A 20056-nucleotide genomic window follows, 5' to 3' on the forward strand; every position below is an offset into this window, starting at 1 on the left:
TTACTCCTTTAGCGGCACCAGAGTCAGTCCGGTGCTGTTGAGCTGGATAGTACGCGGCTTATCCGGGTCGAGATCAGCGCGGCTCAGCACCAGCTTCCAGGTGTTGTTATCGAGGTCCGGACGATTGAATAGCCCGACCACTGCGACGAATTTTGCGGCCTGCTCCAGCGGCATATTGAGGATGATGCTGCCTTTGGGCATCACCAGCAGTGACTTACTGGCCACAATATCCTCTTTCAGGCTGGTGTTCGCATCGCGCAGTAGTTTCTGATAATCCGCGGCATCCACCTGCTGCCGGTCTTTGAGCTGCCAGACCTGCACCATAGTCGCGAGCGGTGTCTGACTTTCATCGGCATTGGCGGCAGCACGTGGTTCAAAGTCGAGGTGCAGTACCTTTATTTTTTTGCAGAAGATGGCCTTGGTGATACTGACGGCGCCATCCGTTACCGACTGAGTCAGGCCGCAGCCCGTCAGCAGAACAGTGAGCAACATCAGAGATGCGCCAGATTGCAGGGAAGTGAATGTCATTTCAGGTTCCTTTCAGACGTCACAACAGGATTGTCAGGGGGCGGGTATTGAGTTATCAGCCAAACCGATAGCCGGCGGGCTGTGCCGGCGAAAGCGCACTGCAGGTCAGCCCTGCATAGGTACCCGTGCTGACCGTCAGGTGGCTGCGTTCCGCCGGATTATCAGGGTTGAGGCCCAGCACGCCGGTACGTCCCAGCTGCACCCGGTTTGTCTTACCCAGCCGGGGTTCAGGCAGGCAGCTAACCGGCACCGTGAGACGAAGGCGTACATCGGCGCGGTAACCCATATATACCCGCAGCAGCACCATCAGGTCGGTATGTATCTGCCCGCCGGGCAACCAGCCCTGTGCTTCCTGTCTGTTATCGGTCGCCAGCATCAGCAGAATACGGCTGCAGGCCTCTTTCCCGGTCCTGCCGAGGGTGGCACGCTGTGACAGAGACACGCGACTGGCTTTACCGAGTCCGCTGCGACTCTCTATGGATACTTTCACCGGGTCCGGACGGATAACCGTGGCCCGGGTGTGCGGGGCCAGCAGAGTCACCAGCTGGCGGATACCTTCGGCGTTGCGGGTTGGCAGGCGCAGGGTGCCAAGCAGCGCCAGAAAACGAGAGCACGGTGTCGCCACCTGTTCTGCGGTACCCGGAATACCGAGCCCTACCAGTCCCAGCAGACATCGGGAGATGTCATCTTCGCCACCAGCGTCAAAGGTCACCGGATAGGCATATTTACGCCAGATACGGTAATACTGGGTCAGAATACGGTGGCTGAAGATATCCAGAAACGCGGAAGTCGCCTGATACCCCTCACGATGCTGGGCGATATCATCCAGCAGTGCGGTCGGCAGCGGCGAATCCACACCGTACATGCCGAGGAAAGTGGTGCGCACCGTCGGTACCTGGCCGGGCTGATCCTCATCAGTTTCAATAACTTTAAGCTCACTGACCGGGAAGCCCATCCCCGGCCAGGGACGGAAGCGCACCGGGTCAGTACTGATTTTGTCGGTACTGCCAAGCGGAGGAGCCTCCGGGTTTTCCTGCTCCAGCAACTGGCATAAGCGGTAGAAATTAACCCGCCAGATGTTGTTACGCAGTGCCTCTGTCAGCCCGGAATGTGCTGGCTGTGATTCTCTTTCCATCGCAGTCGTTTCCCTGTTGGTTGCAGTACCAGTGTCAGCTGATTAAAAAGGTGGACGTCGGCATAGAGAGCAAAGAAGCGGTGCAACATCTCACCAAACAGGGTGACATCCCCTTCCCCGGCAAAATTGTCAGCATCGAGGGTGATTTCGATGTCGACCCCGCGCAACATAAAGCCCTTTTCAAAGCGACGAATAAGGGTATGTTTCACCGCCACAATCGCCTCCAGGCGGCGGCGGTTCATCTCATCACCGGTCCAGTCATACAGCGCCAGTGTTCCGCGCAGTACCTCCGGGTTATCCATCATGCTCAGGAAACTGGAGCCCAGATGGCTCATGACCCGCCAGTGGAAGCGGTCACTGGCCGGTGGATAAAGTGGCAGCGTCGGCACTTTCAGATTCAGGACTTTTACCGGTACTTTGCCGGCTTTCACCACCCGGTCCAGCAGGGTGCTTTCCAGTGAGCGCCTCGGCAGCTGGCCGTTGGTTGCGGTAATACGGATCGAAAGCGACTCCGGAGTGTGAGACAACTGCTCAAGCTCGAAGGACTTTCCGCCAAGGATAAGCCAGGTGTCATACAGTCCCGAAGGACCGCGCTTCACGCGGGTGTGGAAGTAACGTTCCGGCGCATCAAAGCGCATCATGCCACCACGGTGACGGAAGCTGGTGAATGGTACATACGGATGCTTGCCGTTTTTCACCGCCCCGTGAATATCATCCACGCTGTAGATTTCCGTATGCCCGTCCTGAACACGCAGCGGACGCAGCAGGTATTCGCTCTGTAGCGTGTCTGGTGTCAGCGGATCAGCCTCCAGGGAGAACAGATTAATCACCGGGGCGCAGTGCAGACGGAAGTTTTCGGTGTCAAACGGCAGATCCGACGGCCAGCTACCATTCAGCACGATATCGATCTCAAACCAGGTATTTCTGGCACTGAGGCCGGTCAGTTCAAGCCCCCGCAGCTCTACAAACATGAATTTTTCGCGGAAGCTGAAATACTCCAGCAGCAGCTGGTAGCCGCTGAACGCTGAATCGCCTTTCGGCCACAGGCGGTCGGTATCGTCAAAGCCCATCGGTTTACACCAGCCGTCAAAGGCCACCCTTGCGGTACCGGTTCTGCTGTGACGGACGTACATGGCGTGAACCTGTCGGGTCATCGCCAGGTGCAACGCCGGAGCCACCGGACTGTCAGCATCAAGGTAAATAATGACCTTATCGATACCGGCTTTTGACCAGTCCACTTTATCCGGACATTCGAAACACAGACGAATAGCGGCTCTGCCATCCGGTTCGGTCTGCAGACGGGCATCTGCCAGCTGCAGGGGCTGCAGCGCTACCTCACGGGTAGTACGGTACTGACAAACTGTTTTCTCCGGCCCGATCGGGCGCGACAGCACCGGGAAGCCTTCTTCCAGGGTTTCCTTTTTGCGCAGCTGCTGCCACTCCGGGCTAAAGGCCACTACGGTGAGCGACGGAATAGTGCGCATATAATGCGGCCACAACAGACTCACCAGCCCTTCAGTCAGTTCCGGCAGGTCATCATCGAGTTTTTCACGCAGCCGCCCCATCAGGAAGGCAAAGCCTTCAAACAGGCGCTCCACATACGGGTCGCGGGCTCCGGTTTTATCCAGGTTAAGCATCGCCGCCCGGTCCGGGTGGGCGCGGGCAAACTCTTTACCTGCTTCGCGCAGGTAACGCATTTCAGCTTCATAGTAGCGAAGGGTTAAATCATCCATGTGCGGAAATCCTGAGTGGAAAAATCATCAAAAGAAAGATGTCATCAAGAGGGGGGGCGTTAACTGAAAAACCGTGGCTGGCGGTGATTTATCCGCACAGCACCATCGCCCGGGCCGGATCAATCGCAATCAGCCCCGCCAGCAGTGCATCCATTTCCGGGGTGAGCCGGGCTTTGTCGCTTTCACTGCGTCCGGCTTTCAGACGCAGTAAGCGCAGACGACGGGCCTGTACATCAAACAGTAATCCTGGCTCCCAGTCACTGAGGGTCAGTTGCGGCGCACTGGCAGTGAGTTCGCCGAGCAGGTGCAGGGCAAGCTCGTTGCGGCCATACTGTTCTGCGACCCGGGCCATCAGTAAGCGGAGTAACCAGCGGCTTCGTGGTGAGTCCATACCCGGACGGCTCTGAAGCCAGCCCAGCGCCGTTTCCAGCCCCTCACGGTCACCTTTCTCCATCGCTTCCGCTTCCAGCGCCAGAATGTCATCTGTCTGAGGGACGCTGGCCACTGCCGGCAGATCGCTGAACCCGGGCATCTCATCATTGACCTGTCCGGCTATCCAGTTGAGCGTCGCCTCATCAGCCAGCGGTGTGCCGTCACTCCAGGCCAGCGTTTCCAGGCCCGGCAGACGTTTAAGTAACAGCCGCAGATCGCTCAGAATGTAATCTGCCCATTGATCCCCGGGGCTTCCTGCACGGCTCAGCCCCTGCCACAGATACCACTGCAAATCGAGCCAGAAGCGGTTACCGCCTTCGATGAATATCACATCCACCAGCTCCGCCAGCTCAGTCCAGCTCTGCTGCAGATACAGGCGTTTCAGCTGGGCGCGGTAGTCCGCTTTGGGCGGCAGCAGGCGTGTACGGCCGCTGGCATCAAGTGCCGGTAAATGCGTCACCAGGTCCCAGCGGGCAGCTTTCATCATCCGGTGGGCCGCCAGCCAGCCCTGCGGCTGTTCCACCACCCAGCCGGACAGTACGCGTAACTGGCGAACCAGCTCCACTTCAGAGTTGACAGCAGCGGCCACCGGAACAGCCTTACCTGATGACGGGATAGTATGACTGTCGTCACCCGCCCCACCTGTCCGGGAGGCTGCCAGCGGTGTATCCAGCCCGCCGCTACCAGCCAGCCGAGTTTCCAGCATACTCAGCAGGCCGGTAAATGCAGGCCGCCCTGCCTCTGGTAACGAGTCCAGAACGGTCTCCAGCAGGCACAGGGCCGCAGCTGTACAGGCGGTTTCTTCCCGCGTCACGTCCGGCCAGCGCGAGAATGCATCGCGTACTTTTTCACTGTTCAGCCAGTCGAGTGCCGCCAGTCTGGCGGTGCTGCGCTGTGGGTGACAGTGCACCCCGGCCTGGCTGAGCATCGCGACCAGCAACAGGATGCCATCGGTCAGACCGGCATCACCGTCACGATGCAGACGGGCAAAGGTATACCAGGTCACCACCCGGATATCGCGGGCATGCCGGGTGAGAATACTTTCCGCCAGGCGGCACAGCGCGTCTGTATCGGTGCCTGACAGTTTATTGATTTCCTCGCGCATCAGCTGAAAATCATCTTCACAGACCGGGTCGTCACCGGCACCGTTCGGCAGCGTCGTCAGCCACGGCAACCACAGGGAAAGCCTTTGCCGGGTCTGTACCAGCAGTGCAGCACGCCGGGTTGCATCCGGCAGACACAGGTTAAGGAGTGTTTCTGCAGTTGCCATTTATTCGTCTCCGGAAAAGGTGAGCAAACCGCGCGGGGTGCCCACGGAAAAAATAGTCTGCGGCAGGCTGAAGCTCTGTAATCTGAGCAGTGCCAGAGGTCCGTCACCGAGCTCGCTGCGCATAATGAATTTCAGCGGATTACCCTCAGGGGTGGTCCACTGCAGCTGTGTCCGGCTGCTGTCGATAGGGGTGGTACGCGCCTTATCCAGCAGACGGATAAAGCCCCAGTTTCCCTGGTTATTCGCATACAGGCGCATTTCGCTACTGGTCGATCGCCAGCTCAGATTCACCCCCGGGTACCAGCTGTTGCCAGGCCAGCTGAAACTCTGCCAGCTTTCCATCTGGTTGAAGTAATCCAGTTTCTGTCCATCCAGGGTCAGCTGCATTCGCGCCACATCCCTCGACGGTCGCGCCATCAGTTCAAAGTGAACCCCGGCATCGCCCTGTGCAAAGACGATATCGGCAATGTCAGCCAGCAGGTTAATGGCTGACAGAAACGCCGGGTTAACGGTCATCCCCTGGCTTGCCGCCGGATCCACCACCCAGTGACTGCCCTCCTGATGCAATATGCCGCTGAGGTTGTTTTTGATAAATGCGGCGATACGCCCGGAATCACTTCGCAGGAACTGTGCCAGTAATGGCAATGAAGCATCGCTGCCGGTGGCCTTGAACGGATAACGTCCGGCAAAAGCGGTGTTCCACTGCGAAACAATAGTGCTCTGCCAGCGGGCATTAAGACTGCCTGCGGCCGGAGCCAGCACCTGACGCCAGGCCAGGTCAAGCGGCTGAACAAACAGTGCCTGACCAAAGCCGTTCCACTCCTGCCCCAGACTTGCCGCCGCCAGGCTTCCGTAGTCACGGGTGTCCGTCAGATCGATGGTTTTCCCACGGAAAACGGTCTGGGCCAGCATCCAGGCCATGGCCTGTGGATCGGGCGCACTGGTCACCTGCTGCAGTTTAAGGCGCACCTGGGTCACCCGTGCCAGCCAGGACTGGAAGCTGAGATTACCGTTCGAGCCGGTACCGTCCTTCCCGGCCATCAGCCCCGTAAGCGGACCAAACACGCCGTCCAGCGGCCCTTTGGGCCCCTGTGCCTGCTGAATAAACTGTCTGGCGTTTTTCTGACGCCCTGCCAGTTTCTTCGCAGATTCCACCAGGGAATCCGCAAGCGTTTCACCTTTGGCCCCCGTCTGGCCCTGCCAGGCCAGGGTGTTCATCAGCGCCACCAGAGGAGACTGGCGGATATCTGCCAGCAGGTTAAGCTGAGCAATGGCTTCGGAGAGCGATCCGGCTTCCTGCCACTGGATACTGTTGGCCATATTCAGCCATGCGTTACCAAAGTCGGTGAAATAGCGCTCTGTCAGCCGCTGCTTCAGTGCTTCCGGTGACACATCGTTGCCCGGCTGCCGGGTTTTGTCAGTCAGCACCCAGTCGATTTCATCGCGGCGGTTTTTTACCACCTGATCAATCGCATCCTGCACCTGCTCCTCCCAGGCCTGACGGGTGAACATCCCCGGCACTATTTCTTCTGATAAAAACAGCGATGAGGCATCCGTATCACCGGTCATGTCCGCGAGGGTTAAATCCGGCCAGTTGCGGGCAATACGCCCGAGCATCTCCTGATACAGCCCGGACTCCGCGTTACGCTGTCCAATCTGTTTAAGCAAAATCTGGCGCACCGTGCCAACCAGCATACGGTCGGTGGTAATTTTCCACGCCGGATGAACCGGTAAATTCCGGGCATAGAAGCCAAGCAGCTTCGGTCCCTGAGTCCGCCACACGCTGTCTGGCACGCCGGGGCGCTTCGGCCAGATTTTCAGCAGGTTGCCGGCAAGCCAGTTTTCATCGGCTTTATCGGGGCGGGCCAGCATCAGGTACCCTTTCAGCAGGCTATACGTTTTTTGGGTGGCGGAGGTACGCGCATCACTTGCCGGTGGCAGCTGAACAAAGGCATTCAGCTGACGCCGGAGTTCATCTGCCAGTACATCACGCATCAGCTGCTGGTTGTTACGGGCGTACAGCGGCCAGAGCATCTGCAGAGTGTCGCGGTCCTGATTCAGGCCAAAACGGGTGTACCACGGCGCGCCGTACACTTCCCGGTTCTGCAGACGGGCAATGGTCTGCTGCAGCGCCAGCTGGTGACGCAGCCGCTCCGGCAGGGGTTGTTTTGTATCGGCAGCCATCCGGGCAGTATCCCGGGCCAGCCAGATTTGGGTACGGTTGACGGAGAGTGACAGCAACGTGCCGGCCCCCCAGAGCAGGACCAGCCCCGGCAGCATCAGGCGCAGCACTTTTTGCCAGTGAACACCGGTTTTACGGGCCTGCGCCCGCAGGCTGTCCGTTTCAAGTACCTGCCAGACCGGTGGTGACAGCCGCGCATGGGGGACAGTCGCTGCACCTGGCAATGCCGGGCTGAACATCACGCCATGCAGGCGATAAGGTACCGGACCGGACATCAGCATGGTGAATAACGGCAGCAGAGACTGGCGGAGACAACCCCGCAATACCTCAGAGAGGTTTAATAACCAGTGATGCTGCGAGTTTTCCAGCAGAGCGGCCACACCGGCCCCTTGCAACTCTGACGACAGTGTCGCCAGTGCTGTACGGCGTTCATCCGCTGTGGCTGCGGGGCCAAACAGAGCTCCCGTCGGCGGAGCCCTGTCACCATCATCTGCCCATGCCCCTTCAAGGACCACCCACAGCCAGACCGGCAGTTGCCAGCCCAGCAGGATATCGGTTTTCTGACGCACACGCAGCAGGGTGTCCTGTCTGGCCGTATCAGGGAGCGTATCGGCATTCATCACCTGTATCACCCCGTCCAGTGGACGCTGCGGGCGAACGGCTTTCAGTGCCGACAGAAACTCGTCACCGGGCACGCTGTCCGACTGCCCACCATGGATCAGCACAATTCCGTCACTCTCCTGCCAGTGATCGCGCTTAAGGCCCGGGGCTACTTTTTCGAGATCACTGTCACTGCCCTGTACCAGCAGCAGACGTACTTTTGCCTTCCAGCGGCGGCGGTAGCGTAACTGCAGGTGATCAGTCAGGGCTTCGGCACTAAAGCTTTTCTCTGCACGCTCTTTTTCGTCAACAAAGGTATTTGCGGCGTTACTATCAGGAAGGAAGGCCGAATACGCTTTGTTGTGACCCCATGCCCGCCGTGCTCCTTTCCTTCCGGAGATGAAAAATAGTTGTTCCAGGCTCCAGAGCAGAGCCAACAGAATGACACTGACGATCGCGCAGAGCGTCACTATCCACTCAAGGGGATACGGGCCGAGACCAAATATTCTGTCGACAAAATTACTGCCAATTGTCAGAGCAAAAATAATGATTGCTGAGACAAAAATCAGCGCCAGAATAGCGAGTCCGGGCAAGGCTTTTGGTTTTATTTTAGTATTTCCTTTTTTATCGTTGCTCATCCCTGATAATGTCCTTTTCTCGTTCTGCTATCGTCATTGAGATCAGCCAGATATCGTCACTTCCGGGATCCGGTTGTGCTGCAACCAGCTGTCCCCCCGGTTCTGAAACCTTGTCCGCGGCCAGTGCCACTGCTATCCATGGTGATGCCTGACCGGCATACCCGAGCGTGGCATCGATATTATTAATATCGCCCGTCAGGCTGAGTGTTAATTTATTATCTTCACAGGATTGATTCAGTCCGGGCCTGTCAGTAACAGCTTCACCAGTAATCCAGATACCGTTGATCGCGTCGGGGGATAATCCAGCCCAGCGAAGAGCGTGCGCCATATTATGCGTCAGTGTTTCGGGGATGCTCTTTTGCGGACGATGTAGTCTGACAGCATCAGGGTAGTGGTGACTTTTTCGGTTACACAGCACTATTGCAGCTATGGCTTCTGCATCATTTTCCTGTGGTAAAGTCCGCAGTGTGAGCGTCAGAATAACCAGTACGGACGGTTTGGCCCAGTGATGATCCAGCCAGTAATCCAGAGCATTCATGCCCTGCCCCGGTATCTGACGTAGCGCCCTCCCGGATTTCTCTGTGACCAGCTGTAGCAGTTCTGCCTCTTTCGCTACCGAAAGCTCTGCATCACACTCTAATACCAGCCAGCACGGTAGTTCCTCAGGAAGGCGTTTCAGTGTTTTGTTTATACGTAGCGCGGCTTTTTCAATGGCTTTTGCAACAGCCTCCGGGCCGGCATCAAAATCCGTTATCGGGGCGTGTCTGATAGACTCTCCGCCACTTCGCGGTTTGGTGGTTTTCAGGAGCGGAATGCCCAACGCCATTGCTGCGCTCAGGCTTCCCGTACCCCGACCGGCCGGGGTCTGTACCCAGGTATTGAGAACCCAGGAAAAACGCCTGCCACGTGAAATTTCGGCTTCTTCCAGGTCATCACTTTCGTAGTTCCAGCCCGCTTCACCCTTGAGTTCAAGCCGGTACCCGATATGACGAAAGACAAACAGCCCCCCCCACAGACAAAAAGGCAGACCGATCGCCGTAAACCAGAATGAGATCCCACGCTGATCTCCGGTCCATTGCCACAGGGTCAGCACCAATCCAGCCAGCAGGATGACAACCAGAAAAATTATCCAACGCATTGTCGACGGACGTGAAACCCCATCGGCATTTTCAGGGACTTCATCCAGATAAATCGGCATATTCAACCAACCTTCGCCGCAGAAAAAGAGCTTATCAGCGTACAACCGCAGCCACATTTATGGCCTTCAAAAGCCACCGGGAGGCCGTTTTCATCAAGGTAATCAGGGTTACCTTCAACAATGGTGGTTTCTCCATGCTCAGGGCAAGAGACTTTATCCCCTTTACGAGCAGCGCCAATACCACCAAACTTCATGGTGGCGGAACAGGTTAACACCGAACCGCCATGGATCGTTTTATCCCCTTTACGGATTATTTTTAACATTTTCCACTCACTTTAATTTTATTACTTTCAGACCATGGGTTAGCTGTAAATATTCAGGTCGCTAAAGACAACATTACCGTCGAGTGATTTATTTTCTGCATTGATATACCTGATCAAAAAAATATCACTCTCAATTATCAGTAGTGTTAATTTATTTTCCTGAATAAAATATGACTTTATTTTTTTCACCTAATGACAAACGCAAATATTCCTTGAGTGACTTAACATTAAACAGCAAATGATTTTTATAATCGCATTCACTTCGCCAGTAAGCACTTCACGCGCAATTAAATCCCCGTCCTTAACTACTCTGCAATATAATCAAACCATTAACACCATTAATAACCACTGGTTTTTTAGCATGCCTTTTAAGCACCCTTTGTTATTACAATAAATTATATTCAACAGGTTCACCCCAGATACTTAATCATTTAATGTAATTTACAAATATAATGATATTTATTTTGAAACATCATGCATTGACGACATTTTATTTTTCCTTCAATAAGGCTTGAAGTATTAATGTAATTATTTTTTTAATAGTATTGTTAACGATAGCATCGATTTCATCGCCAAAAGCACGGTTGAGGTGTGCAGTCGCGCGACGATAGCGTTCATACAAATTCGAACGCGATACACAGAACGCTTCGGCTATTCGGATGAGGGGGGATCGTCCGATGGCAGCAATGGCATACGCGATATCAACTCTTTTGCCGGGCTATCTCAAACGCGTCCCGAAGGATTTCGGCTTCCATCGTTTTGCGGCCCGGCATTTATTCAGGCTGTTTGAACTTTTTTCTCCTGTGCTTTGACCCCGACGACGCTGACTACCTTGTCGCCTGCGGCGATCGCAGACTTCCCACCATCGTTCATGAGCCGTTTCCACTTAAAAAGAAAACTGAGTGTGATACCATATTGCCAGGCAACGAGTGAGACGGTATAACCGGGCTGCATGGCGATCGCAACAAAACGGGCTTTCTCTTCGGGAGTATAACGACGGCGCTTTTGCTCGCCAGTGATCACTTCGATTCTTTGCACTGGACACTCCTTAAACATAGCTCCATGACTATATCTTACTGGCGAAGTACCCGATTTAAACGGGGGCTATTGCACTAGCGTCATTCCCCCCGGGAAGGATTGGGATAGTTAGATTTTCTTTTCCATCTATTAAAAAATAAAATATCGTATCGAAAATATAAATATCAACGTATCATTAAGTCATGGCAAGCAGGAAAGGAAGTAAAAACTCCCATTAACCATTATCTTATGGGAATTTAAACCCACCGTCCCTCACTACATCATCCGAAACATCCTCAATACTATTCATTTTAATCCCTTCATCGCCAAAGGAGTTAGAGTCACATTGTTTCGAACTTATAATTTTATTGTTTTTTTTCACATCAAGTTGCGCGACAACTCCGGGCTTCTCTTCAGGAATACTTAGGATATAAGAGTATTCGCCTCTACTGAATCCTAAATATGTCGTATATGTTGCTAAATCCACCCATCTTTTTAGCCTGTTTTCAAAATCAAAATCAACTACTAACTCTGTTTCCATTCCATTTTTATACGTGTACTTAATCATTCCATTTTTTGGTTTTGCGCAAAATGTAGCTATGCGGCTCAGTTTCCCTGATAACGAGCATGATGCAATTAAAGTTTCATTTTTAGCACATTCACTTGCGTTAGCATACGATATGCTAAACATCATAAAAACAAATATATATTTTTTCATTTAAATACATCCTCTCCAATTTTATAAGCATTCTCGCGTTCTTTTAGCCCCATGTGGGCACCATTTACGACGCGCGTAACATCTGGTACATCAGAGAGACCCCGGCCTTGATCTGCATTATACGGTTTATATTTCAACCAAAACCAAAGAGCACTTCGGATAGCATATGGCATCTCGTTTATTTTTTCGGGATAATTAACAGTATCCGGCGTACCGCTACTCCAATAATTAGGATAATCGACCATAAAACCATGGTATTTTTCGTAACCTGTAATTTGAATCAGCCCTCTCCCTCTAAAATTATAGCCATCATCAGGATGACTCTGCCGGTTACCGTTCAACCGAAGATAGTGTTTACGCCCAATAGCTTGTTCATCAGCTGCGCGAATAATCTTACCTGCTGAATTTTTCTTGTAACCATCAGTTTCAGCCTCACCGGGATGCTGTCTGTAGTATTTACTGAAGGTAAGTAGTGCTTCAGGTGAAAATTGGAATTTTTCTGTTACTCCTTTCATGCTTTCACCAACCTCTCCTCTTATTTGAGAAAAGAAGTGACTTAATCGTGTTGGGGTATCTAGCTTGAATATTTTTAGTTTTCCACGTAGTTCTTCAACGACTGTGTTTATATCGGAATCAGAAGCTGTTGGAAAAATTTTCTTTATCTGTTCATATGTAACACCATCGCTAACCGCGGTCAGCATACCTAAAAACGCTACCGGATGCATATGCCACAAAGAGGATCCCAGTTTTAATTTACCGGCATCCTGCATCCATACCATCTTATCAAGATAGGCTTCACAGTATTCCCGCCACTCTGGTGCATCACTTGTCAGTTTGTTCAAAAACGATTGCCAGACAGATGTATCCTTTTTGTGATACCACTCGCTGGGATGTTTCACTATCATCTTATTCGTAACACCGCGATAAGACGGGTTGTGGATAGCGCTCAGATACTCCCGGGATGAATAGGGGCTGACACGACTGTCGATCCGGTTCAAAAGTCGTTGATAATTGTACGGGACTGCACGATGGGTTAACCGCGTGTCAGTACTTGATGCATCAAGAAGACGATTAACAATACTGCGAACCATCCCTTTGGGTGATGTTGTGCCATCAAGATGATCAAAGCTCAGCGCTTCGTCCACTATTGTAGTGAACCCCAGCTTTTCGAGATCGTATTGCGACAGCGTCTCAGCCGATGTATTACTTTTCGGCACGTAGCCGTTCGCATACGGCAAAAACCAGTATTCCTGTTTATCAGCATCCGGTTCTGTTTTCACCTGGCTCAGTTTCAGGATTGCCTCGCCACGGGTGACCCTGCCATCACTGACCATTGCCTTTGTGTTTAAGTCTTTCGAGAATAGCGGCAGGCCCGGGGGACACTTCAGATAACGTGGCGTACTTTCCCCCGCCTTCTCAGGATTTTTCAGGAACGCAGGCAGGCTGTCATCAGCACTCAGGCATTCGATGTGTACCTGATAACGGACATCATAGCCACCCTCTTTCGGTACCTGAAAATAACCCAAGTGCCCGACACTGTTACCTGCACCGATTGGATACGGCGCCGGACAAACAACTGTATCAAACTGCATCGGCTCGGCATAAGGCGGCAACAGATGCGACCACCAGGACGGACGTACAGCCGCGCCTGATGGCGGGACAAGATTATCTCTGTCCGCCAGGATCCAGTATTGTTGCCCTTCCACCAGACTGCTCTTCGTACCTTTGGCCTTTACTTTATCAGACAGTCCTATGAACGTGACCAGGCCATAACGTCGCGTTTCAGGCCCGGTCGCACTAAGGCTTGAATCTGAAGCATCCCATTCAATCCGTGAACCTTTCGGGATGGTGGTTATGCGATATCTGTTTCTGTTTTCAGCGCTGGTATCAGGAATCCACTCGCGGCTAAATACAGACAGCTTATCATTCACCATCCACTGCATTTCGTTTTCACTGGAAGCGTAAGCGGAGTAAGGCGCCAGATGCATATACAGTGTATAAAAATGCAGACCGTTTTCTTTTTTCTCGCCCGGCTGAATGAAGTGCCGCACCAGAACAAAAGAACCGGAGATACTCAGAGAGCCCGTTTCCCAGGGAACGGTCAGATAATCGCGACAAATCCGGTACGCCACCACTTCTCCGTCCGCCATACAACGAATGCTCTGCTCGCCTTTGTAAGCCACCGGAAAATCCAGTTGTTCGGAAAGTGCCCTGCCACTCAGAGCACACCACGGCGTGGTGCTACTCGTGATATGAATCCCCCCGTGCCACATACCGTTGCTTCCCACCATGTACCAGCCCGTCGCTTCACCTTCCAGATGCGACATCAGGTCTTGCTGGCTGGCAAAGTCGCTGCCGCGATTGCTGAATGGCACAGGCCAGCTGAATTTAGGTAATACCGACATATCTGTTCCCTCAGTTACTCAGTGGTTTACTGATGACGCGTTTAATTTCGGCTATCTCGGTACTGTTGAAATCCGGAGAAGAGACAGGCAAATCACTGCCACTGCCCGGTACCAGGTATTTCCCCACCTTCATAGTCAGGTCACCTCTCGAACCATGCTCAATACCGCTGTCGCTGATTTTCAGGTAAGAGCCACCACCATTGACTGTCAGTGTTTTCGGTGTACTGATAACGATTTCATCGTCAGTACTGGTGATGGTCAGCGCCTTTTGTGCGCTCACCTCCAGTGTGTTGTGCCGGGAATGTATTTCCACGTCACCGAGGTTAGCAATCATCCGGGCACCCGCTTTATGTGCGAACAGCCCCAGCTCATTCTCAGCACTTATAGAAATGTTTTGCATCGCCCCCATGTCGATGTTCTTACCTGCTGTCAACATTGTATTCTGTGTACTGGTGAGCTGCAGGTGCTCACCTGAGGTAAGGGCGATACCTTGTGGAGCCGATACCAGCAGGACTGCGGCCTGTAAATCAGCAATGCTCTGCATCACCAGGTTGTTCTGTGCCTGAATATCACTGACCAGTGCTTTCGCCGCTTCGGCCGCATTATTCAGCGCCTGCATTTCGCTGTTAGCCTGTTGAATGCGGTTGACGGCCGGCGCCATATCCAGCATCTGTCCTTCACCTTTTGGCTGCGCATCTGCAGACAGGAATATCCCCCGCCCGGCACGCAGCGCCCCATATTCATCGGTACGCAGTTCAAAGCCGGTACCGCGCTGTTCACGCTGAGCGTCCACCACATGGCCGCCGTTAAGCTGCGTTTTGCCAAACGGCGTCGCCAGCTTGAAATGCTCTTGCTGACGCTGATCTTCCAGACGGAATTTATTATCCCCGGCGGTGCGCCAGATGTTGCGCGTGTGGTTATCGCGGGTAACATGATCGGGATGTCCGGAATCATGCTGTGCGTGGGCAATATACGGACGGTCCGGGTCACCACCCTCAAACATTATCGAGACTTCAGTGCCATCAAGCAGTGGTGAGTGGAAACCGTAGCTGTCCCCGGCATAAGGTTTCGCCATGCGCAGCCAGAGGTACGCATATCCCTGCTCACTCTCACTGCGGTCAAAATCAAGCCGGACGCGGTAGCGTCCCTGATTGTCGAGGTACGCGTAGGTGTCATGCTTCTCATCGCTCTCCACCCTCGCAGGCAGGGAGCCGGCAATCACCGGGCGGTTCAGCAGCGCGGGGCGGTAGCAGACCGTTTCGCTATAAGGAATACCCGTAAAGTGCAACCGGAAGCCCTTATCGCGTGCACCTGAGGTGTGAACCCCGGTGATGACAATGCCGTTTTTCAGCGAATCCGCAAGGCCACTGCCCTGTGGTTCCAGCACTTCGCCCGGAGCCAGAACCGGACTGCTGGCACGCCCCGTAACGGTTTGCCGGATATTGAGGTAACGCTCATGGCGCAGGCGGGCAAACCAGGCCCCGCCTTCCGGGGTTTCAGTATCCCCTGCGTTCAGGAAGGGTTCGGCGTAATGATACACCTCACCAGTGGTTGCCCCTCCCTCCCGGAGAACCGTCACCGAACTGTCCTGCGGGGCCAGCGCATCGCGGTAGTTATAGTCGCGGGTAGCCACACTATCGGTGACCACGCGGTCTGTGGCCCGAATATCCCAGACGCTCAGCTGGCCGTTATCACTGGTGCGTGACGGCGGAATAATGGGCAGTTTCACGCCAAACTGATACTGCACCTGGCTGTCCTGGAAAATCACCACATCCTGTTCAATGCGGCTGTCCATTGCGAAACGCCAGTAAATACCGACTTCGGCCAGCAAACGCTGAATAAAGGCGAGATCTGTTTCACGCCACTGGGTGATAAGTTCGCGGACCGGGTAATGCTGTGATAAGCGGAATTCAAAATCCGCCCCTTCCAGCCCGTGAGAACGCAGTATCTGTTCCGCCACTTCCGGCACGGACTGATTGAGGTATACCGCACATCGCCGGGTATGCTGCATCAGGGCAATACGCGGCACGAGTCGCAGGGAATAGGTGATCTCATCCGCTGATGCGGAGATCCGCCGGAATGCATCAACCACGCCATACACAGTGCGCACCGGCACCGCTGGCGTACCGTTATAAAGCGGAGTCCGGAAGGTAAAGCAAGCCGGTTTCAGCATCACATCATTGCTGGCAAGACTCGCCGCACAGGTGACGGTAACGTCATAATGCCACGGCTGGCTCAGAGTTTCCCTGGCACGAAACCGCAGCACATCCAGCGACTGTGAACAGCCATGTACATCCATCCGGTAACGGGACAGACCCGGAGCTGCGTTTATCGCTTTTTGCGCCAGGCTGTTTAAACTTTCAATCATCGTTTACCTCCGGCAGTGTCTTCTGCGCGCCATCAAACTCCAGCACGATGCCTTCTTCTTCGTCCCATTTCAGAGTCAGGCTGCGTGGTTTCTGCTTTGCCGCCATATAGGTCAGTAGCTGCTGACTCAGTACCGGCAGAATCTGCTGATTCAGCAGACTGTCGACGTTGCGTGCGCCAGTGTCCGGCAGCAGGCAGGCAGAGGTCAGCACGTCATACAGTTTTTCATCAATCCGCGTGGTCAGGCCGTAGTAACAGTTCAGGCGCTGGCTGACCTGTGACAGCTTCATTTCCACGATAGTGCGCATTGCCGCTTTCGTCAGCGGGCGATAGATCACGGTCTGGAAGCGGGCCAACAGCGCAGGCTGAAAGTGGTCGCGCAGGATCGGACGCAGCAGTTCCTGAAGGTCGCCTTCGGTCGCCTGCGGCTGATGCTCTGGCAGCTGCATGATATGGTCGCTGCCGAGGTTAGAGGTCATCAGAATGACGGTGTTACGGAAGTCGATTTCGCGCCCTTCGCCATCGCGCATAAAACCGCGGTCAAACACCTGATAGAACAGGTTCATCACGTCGCGGTGAGCTTTTTCTACTTCATCGAGCAGCACCACGCTGTACGGGCGCTTGCGCACCGCTTCGGTGAGGATACCGCCCTGTCCATAACCGACGTAGCCCGGCGGGGAACCTTTCAGCTGGGAAACCGTGTGCGGTTCCTGATACTCTGAGAGGCTGAGGGTAATCAGCGATTTTTCACCGCCATACAGCACGTCTGCCAGTGCCAGCGCGGTTTCCGTTTTACCGACACCGCTCGGTCCGGCCAGCAGGAACACGCCCTGCGGGCCATTCTCAGGGGTCAGTCCGGTTTTGGCGGCACGCAGGCGCCGGGCAATGGCATTGAGTGCTGCATCCTGACCGACCACGCGTTTGCCGATGTTATCTTCCAGGGTTAGCAGTTCAGTCTGCTCGTCTTTCATCAGGGAAGACAGCGGCACACCGGTCCAGTCGGCAATCACAGTGGCAACGGTACGCACATCCACATCAACGGAGAGCAGCGGGTTGCTGTGCTGCATACCATTAAGCTCCTGTTGCAGCGCGTACGTTTCACCCTGCCGGGTGATATCACGGCGGGTTTCCAGCAGTTGTTCGGTAATTTTCAGCTCCTGACCGTACCGGGTTTCCAGTTCATCAAGCGCAACGATAAGGCAATTTTCTTCCTGTTCAATGGCGGCCAGGCGCTCGCCATGGCTCTGGTTACCGATAGCGATGTCTTCCAGAAGCGCCTGTTTCTCCATTTCCAGAGAAGTAATCTGCGAGCGGATGCGGGTCAGTTGTTCGGGTACCGTATCGAGACTCATACGCACGCGGGCAGCGGCGGTATCAAGTAAATCGACGGCCTTATCCGGCAGCTGGCGCCCCGTCAGATAACGGCGGGAGAGGGTAACTGCAGCACGCACCGCATCGTCAGTAATATGCACAGCGTGGTGCCCCGCGTAGCGCGATTTCAGGCCACGCAGCATCAGGCAGGCGGTATCGTCGTCCGGCTCGTCAACTTTCACCATCTGGAAACGACGCTCCAGTGCGGCATCGCGCTCGAAATACTGTTTGTACTCAGACCATGTCGTGGCCGCGATAGTCCGCAGTTCGCCACGCGCCAGTGCCGGTTTCAGAAGGTTGGCCGCATCGGCTCCGCCCGCCTGATTACCGGCCCCGATAATAGTGTGCGCTTCGTCAATAAACAGCAGAATCGGTACCGGCGACTGCTGCACGGCATCAATGACGTTTTTCAGACGCTGTTCGAACTCACCTTTCACGCCTGCACCGGCCTGCAGCAGACCGAGGTCAAGTGTGCGCAGGATGACAGGCTTGAGCGATTCCGGCACATTACCTTCTGCAATACGCAGTGCCAGACCTTCAACCAGTGCCGTTTTGCCGACGCCCGGTTCACCGACCAGCATCGGATTGTTCTTGCGACGGCGCGAGAGAATATCCACCATTTGGCGTATTTCCGTATCACGGCCGAACACCGGATCGATTTTGCCTTCTCTGGCTTTGGCGGTGACATCGAGGGTAAATTTTCCCAGCGCGTTCTGCTGCGCCGGACTCAGCTCCCCCGCGTTCAACTCTGTCACCGCAGGATGCCCCACAAACTCCGCCTCACTGCTATGCTCCCGGACCAGTTCAGCGTCAAGTTGCAGCTCAGGGCGTTCATCCGACTGCGCATCCAGCAGGGGACGCAGGCGCTCCAGCTGGCTGTGACCGGGCGTCAGCAGTGGCCACAGGCCATCACAACGTATCAGGTTCTGTTTTTCCACCAGGACCATCAGCAGGTGAATACTGCGAATACTCTGCTCTCCGGCGAGTGAAGCCAGCAGCCAGGCGTCCTGCATCAGCATCCGGATGTTGTCCGAGAGCTGTGGCCGGTGGCGTACCGAACGCGGCTGCTTGTCCAGCCAGCCGAGTAAATCCTGCCAGATGCTGTCCATGTCCCACTCGTAGCGGCGGGCCAGCACAGAGAGGTCCCCTTCGCCCTGTTCCAGCAGTTTCAGCAGCCAGTGCTCTGGAAAAATTTCCGCATGGGCGCGGGTCTGGCAGAGCGCAGCAGCCCCTTCCATCGCGCGGGCACAGTAAGGGTTCAGACGTCGCAGCAGAATGGCTGACTTTTCCATAAGTGTCTCTCTTTGTCGGTTCCCGGACACGCTACCGCCCATCGCTTTTCCCGTGCTGGGGACCAGAGCGCATACGGTCGTGCTGGCAGTTTGTAAGTTTTTTTGCTGAACGCCCGCACAGGCCGGCGTTCAGCAAAAACAGCGGAAAGGTTATTCCCCTCCGCTTAAAAACGAGGATTACGCGAAAGAGTTCGTGTCGCAGGCAGACGGCAGGTTTGTCAGTCCCCGGGAGCACAGATCACGCGGTGGCCGGGGTGAACGAACTCTGCCAACGCGCCTGCGGCACGAAAGATGACGCGTAATCAGGCGGTGGCGCGCTCATTCCAGGCATCGGAATGAATGATGTTGCCGTCTTTGTAGGTCCAGGTGATTTTTTCGTAACGCAGCTCGATCTGCTCAAGATGGTTATGTTTCTCGTAAGCAGGATCCTTGACGTCATGCATCACCGGATGCACTTTCACTACTTTCACGTTTTCCAGCAGGGTGTTGAAGTATTCCACTTCCTGGCCGGCGTCGTTGATTTTGTACCACTTGAATTCCGCGGACTTCAGGGTCTGGCCGGTCGTTACCGCCTTGTAGAAGTACGGGCTGGACGAGTCGGTTTGCTTGGTGAACTGGAACGGGGTATGGATACGGGTACCGGTCAGCTTGCCGGTGTTGTTGTCGGTCGGGATATACAGGTTATGCTGCTGCGCCACCACTTCAATACTGCCGTCACGATCCTGAACGTCCACAGACCCTTTGATGTCCGCGCCGCCATCGTCTTTCAGCCAGAGGTAAACAGGGATTGCCATGATAATTTCTCCATTTATACACATCATCCTTCAGGCTGCCTCTTTGCCGGCGACCGTCATTCGCCCCGTTCACAGAGCTGTCTCTGCTGCCGGGGACTCATTCCGTTGCCGCC

At 54.5% G+C, this 20056-nt stretch carries 12 protein-coding genes and 1 pseudogene; all 13 read right to left on the reverse strand.

The features are described from left to right. Nucleotides 1–528, reverse strand: coding sequence for a type VI secretion system lipoprotein TssJ (gene tssJ, locus JK211_RS11855; protein ID WP_212708890.1), 528 nt, complete (start codon nucleotides 526–528; stop codon nucleotides 1–3). A gap of 55 nt (nucleotides 529–583) precedes the next feature. Then, entirely contained in the window at nucleotides 584–1663 is a 1080-nt protein-coding gene (gene tssG / locus JK211_RS11860) for a type VI secretion system baseplate subunit TssG (RefSeq protein WP_212708891.1), read from the reverse strand. Then, nucleotides 1627–3396: a type VI secretion system baseplate subunit TssF gene (tssF, locus tag JK211_RS11865; protein ID WP_212708892.1), complete on the reverse strand. Its 1770-nt coding sequence runs from the start codon at nucleotides 3394–3396 to the stop codon at nucleotides 1627–1629. The genes tssG and tssF overlap by 37 nt, the downstream gene beginning before the upstream one ends. Nucleotides 3397–3484: 88 nt before the next feature. After that, nucleotides 3485–5098, reverse strand: a complete 1614-nt coding sequence (gene tssA, locus JK211_RS11870) for a type VI secretion system protein TssA (protein WP_212708893.1) — start codon at nucleotides 5096–5098, stop codon at nucleotides 3485–3487. After that, a complete protein-coding gene (locus JK211_RS11875; RefSeq protein ID WP_212708894.1) occupies nucleotides 5099–8518 on the reverse strand; it encodes an ImcF-related family protein in 3420 nt (1139 codons plus the stop codon). Beyond that, entirely contained in the window at nucleotides 8505–9716 is a 1212-nt protein-coding gene (locus JK211_RS11880) for a hypothetical protein (RefSeq protein ID WP_212708895.1), read from the reverse strand. The genes JK211_RS11875 and JK211_RS11880 overlap by 14 nt, the downstream gene beginning before the upstream one ends. A gap of 2 nt (nucleotides 9717–9718) precedes the next feature. Then, nucleotides 9719–9979, reverse strand: coding sequence for a PAAR domain-containing protein (locus tag JK211_RS11885; protein ID WP_212708896.1), 261 nt, complete (start codon nucleotides 9977–9979; stop codon nucleotides 9719–9721). Nucleotides 9980–10589: 610 nt separating this feature from the next. After that, a pseudogene (locus tag JK211_RS17100) lies at nucleotides 10590–11017 on the reverse strand (transposase); the annotation flags it as partial. 226 nt (nucleotides 11018–11243) lie between these two features. After that, the gene (locus tag JK211_RS11895; protein ID WP_212708898.1) at nucleotides 11244–11714 is read right to left on the reverse strand and encodes a hypothetical protein; all 471 of its coding nucleotides are present in this window, start codon (nucleotides 11712–11714) and stop codon (nucleotides 11244–11246) included. After that, nucleotides 11711–14119, reverse strand: a complete 2409-nt coding sequence (locus JK211_RS11900; RefSeq protein WP_212708899.1) for a hypothetical protein — start codon at nucleotides 14117–14119, stop codon at nucleotides 11711–11713. Before JK211_RS11900 ends, JK211_RS11895 begins: the two co-directional genes overlap by 4 nt. Nucleotides 14120–14129: 10 nt before the next feature. Then, a complete protein-coding gene (locus JK211_RS11905) occupies nucleotides 14130–16487 on the reverse strand; it encodes a type VI secretion system Vgr family protein (protein ID WP_212708900.1) in 2358 nt (785 codons plus the stop codon). Then, nucleotides 16480–19149, reverse strand: a complete 2670-nt coding sequence (gene tssH, locus JK211_RS11910) for a type VI secretion system ATPase TssH (protein WP_212708901.1) — start codon at nucleotides 19147–19149, stop codon at nucleotides 16480–16482. Before tssH ends, JK211_RS11905 begins: the two co-directional genes overlap by 8 nt. Nucleotides 19150–19451: 302 nt before the next feature. Beyond that, nucleotides 19452–19943, reverse strand: coding sequence for an Hcp family type VI secretion system effector (locus tag JK211_RS11915; protein WP_212708902.1), 492 nt, complete (start codon nucleotides 19941–19943; stop codon nucleotides 19452–19454). Between the last annotated feature and the right edge of the window lie 113 nt (nucleotides 19944–20056).

The sequence above is a fragment of the Tatumella sp. JGM130 genome (assembly GCF_018257525.1).
Classification (GTDB): Bacteria; Pseudomonadota; Gammaproteobacteria; order Enterobacterales; family Enterobacteriaceae; genus Tatumella; species Tatumella punctata.

What these genes read in the sequence shown, in the direction of transcription:
- tssJ (WP_212708890.1), bottom strand. Translation starts at nt 528, where the DNA reads ATGACATTCACTTCCCTGCAATCTGGCGCATCTCTGATGTTGCTCACT.
- tssG (WP_212708891.1), bottom strand. Translation starts at nt 1,663, where the DNA reads ATGGAAAGAGAATCACAGCCAGCACATTCCGGGCTGACAGAGGCACTG.
- tssF (WP_212708892.1), bottom strand. Translation starts at nt 3,396, where the DNA reads ATGGATGATTTAACCCTTCGCTACTATGAAGCTGAAATGCGTTACCTG.
- tssA (WP_212708893.1), bottom strand. Translation starts at nt 5,098, where the DNA reads ATGGCAACTGCAGAAACACTCCTTAACCTGTGTCTGCCGGATGCAACC.
- JK211_RS11875 (WP_212708894.1), bottom strand. Translation starts at nt 8,518, where the DNA reads ATGAGCAACGATAAAAAAGGAAATACTAAAATAAAACCAAAAGCCTTG.
- JK211_RS11880 (WP_212708895.1), bottom strand. Translation starts at nt 9,716, where the DNA reads ATGCCGATTTATCTGGATGAAGTCCCTGAAAATGCCGATGGGGTTTCA.
- JK211_RS11885 (WP_212708896.1), bottom strand. Translation starts at nt 9,979, where the DNA reads ATGTTAAAAATAATCCGTAAAGGGGATAAAACGATCCATGGCGGTTCG.
- JK211_RS11895 (WP_212708898.1), bottom strand. Translation starts at nt 11,714, where the DNA reads ATGAAAAAATATATATTTGTTTTTATGATGTTTAGCATATCGTATGCT.
- JK211_RS11900 (WP_212708899.1), bottom strand. Translation starts at nt 14,119, where the DNA reads ATGTCGGTATTACCTAAATTCAGCTGGCCTGTGCCATTCAGCAATCGC.
- JK211_RS11905 (WP_212708900.1), bottom strand. Translation starts at nt 16,487, where the DNA reads ATGATTGAAAGTTTAAACAGCCTGGCGCAAAAAGCGATAAACGCAGCT.
- tssH (WP_212708901.1), bottom strand. Translation starts at nt 19,149, where the DNA reads ATGGAAAAGTCAGCCATTCTGCTGCGACGTCTGAACCCTTACTGTGCC.
- JK211_RS11915 (WP_212708902.1), bottom strand. Translation starts at nt 19,943, where the DNA reads ATGGCAATCCCTGTTTACCTCTGGCTGAAAGACGATGGCGGCGCGGAC.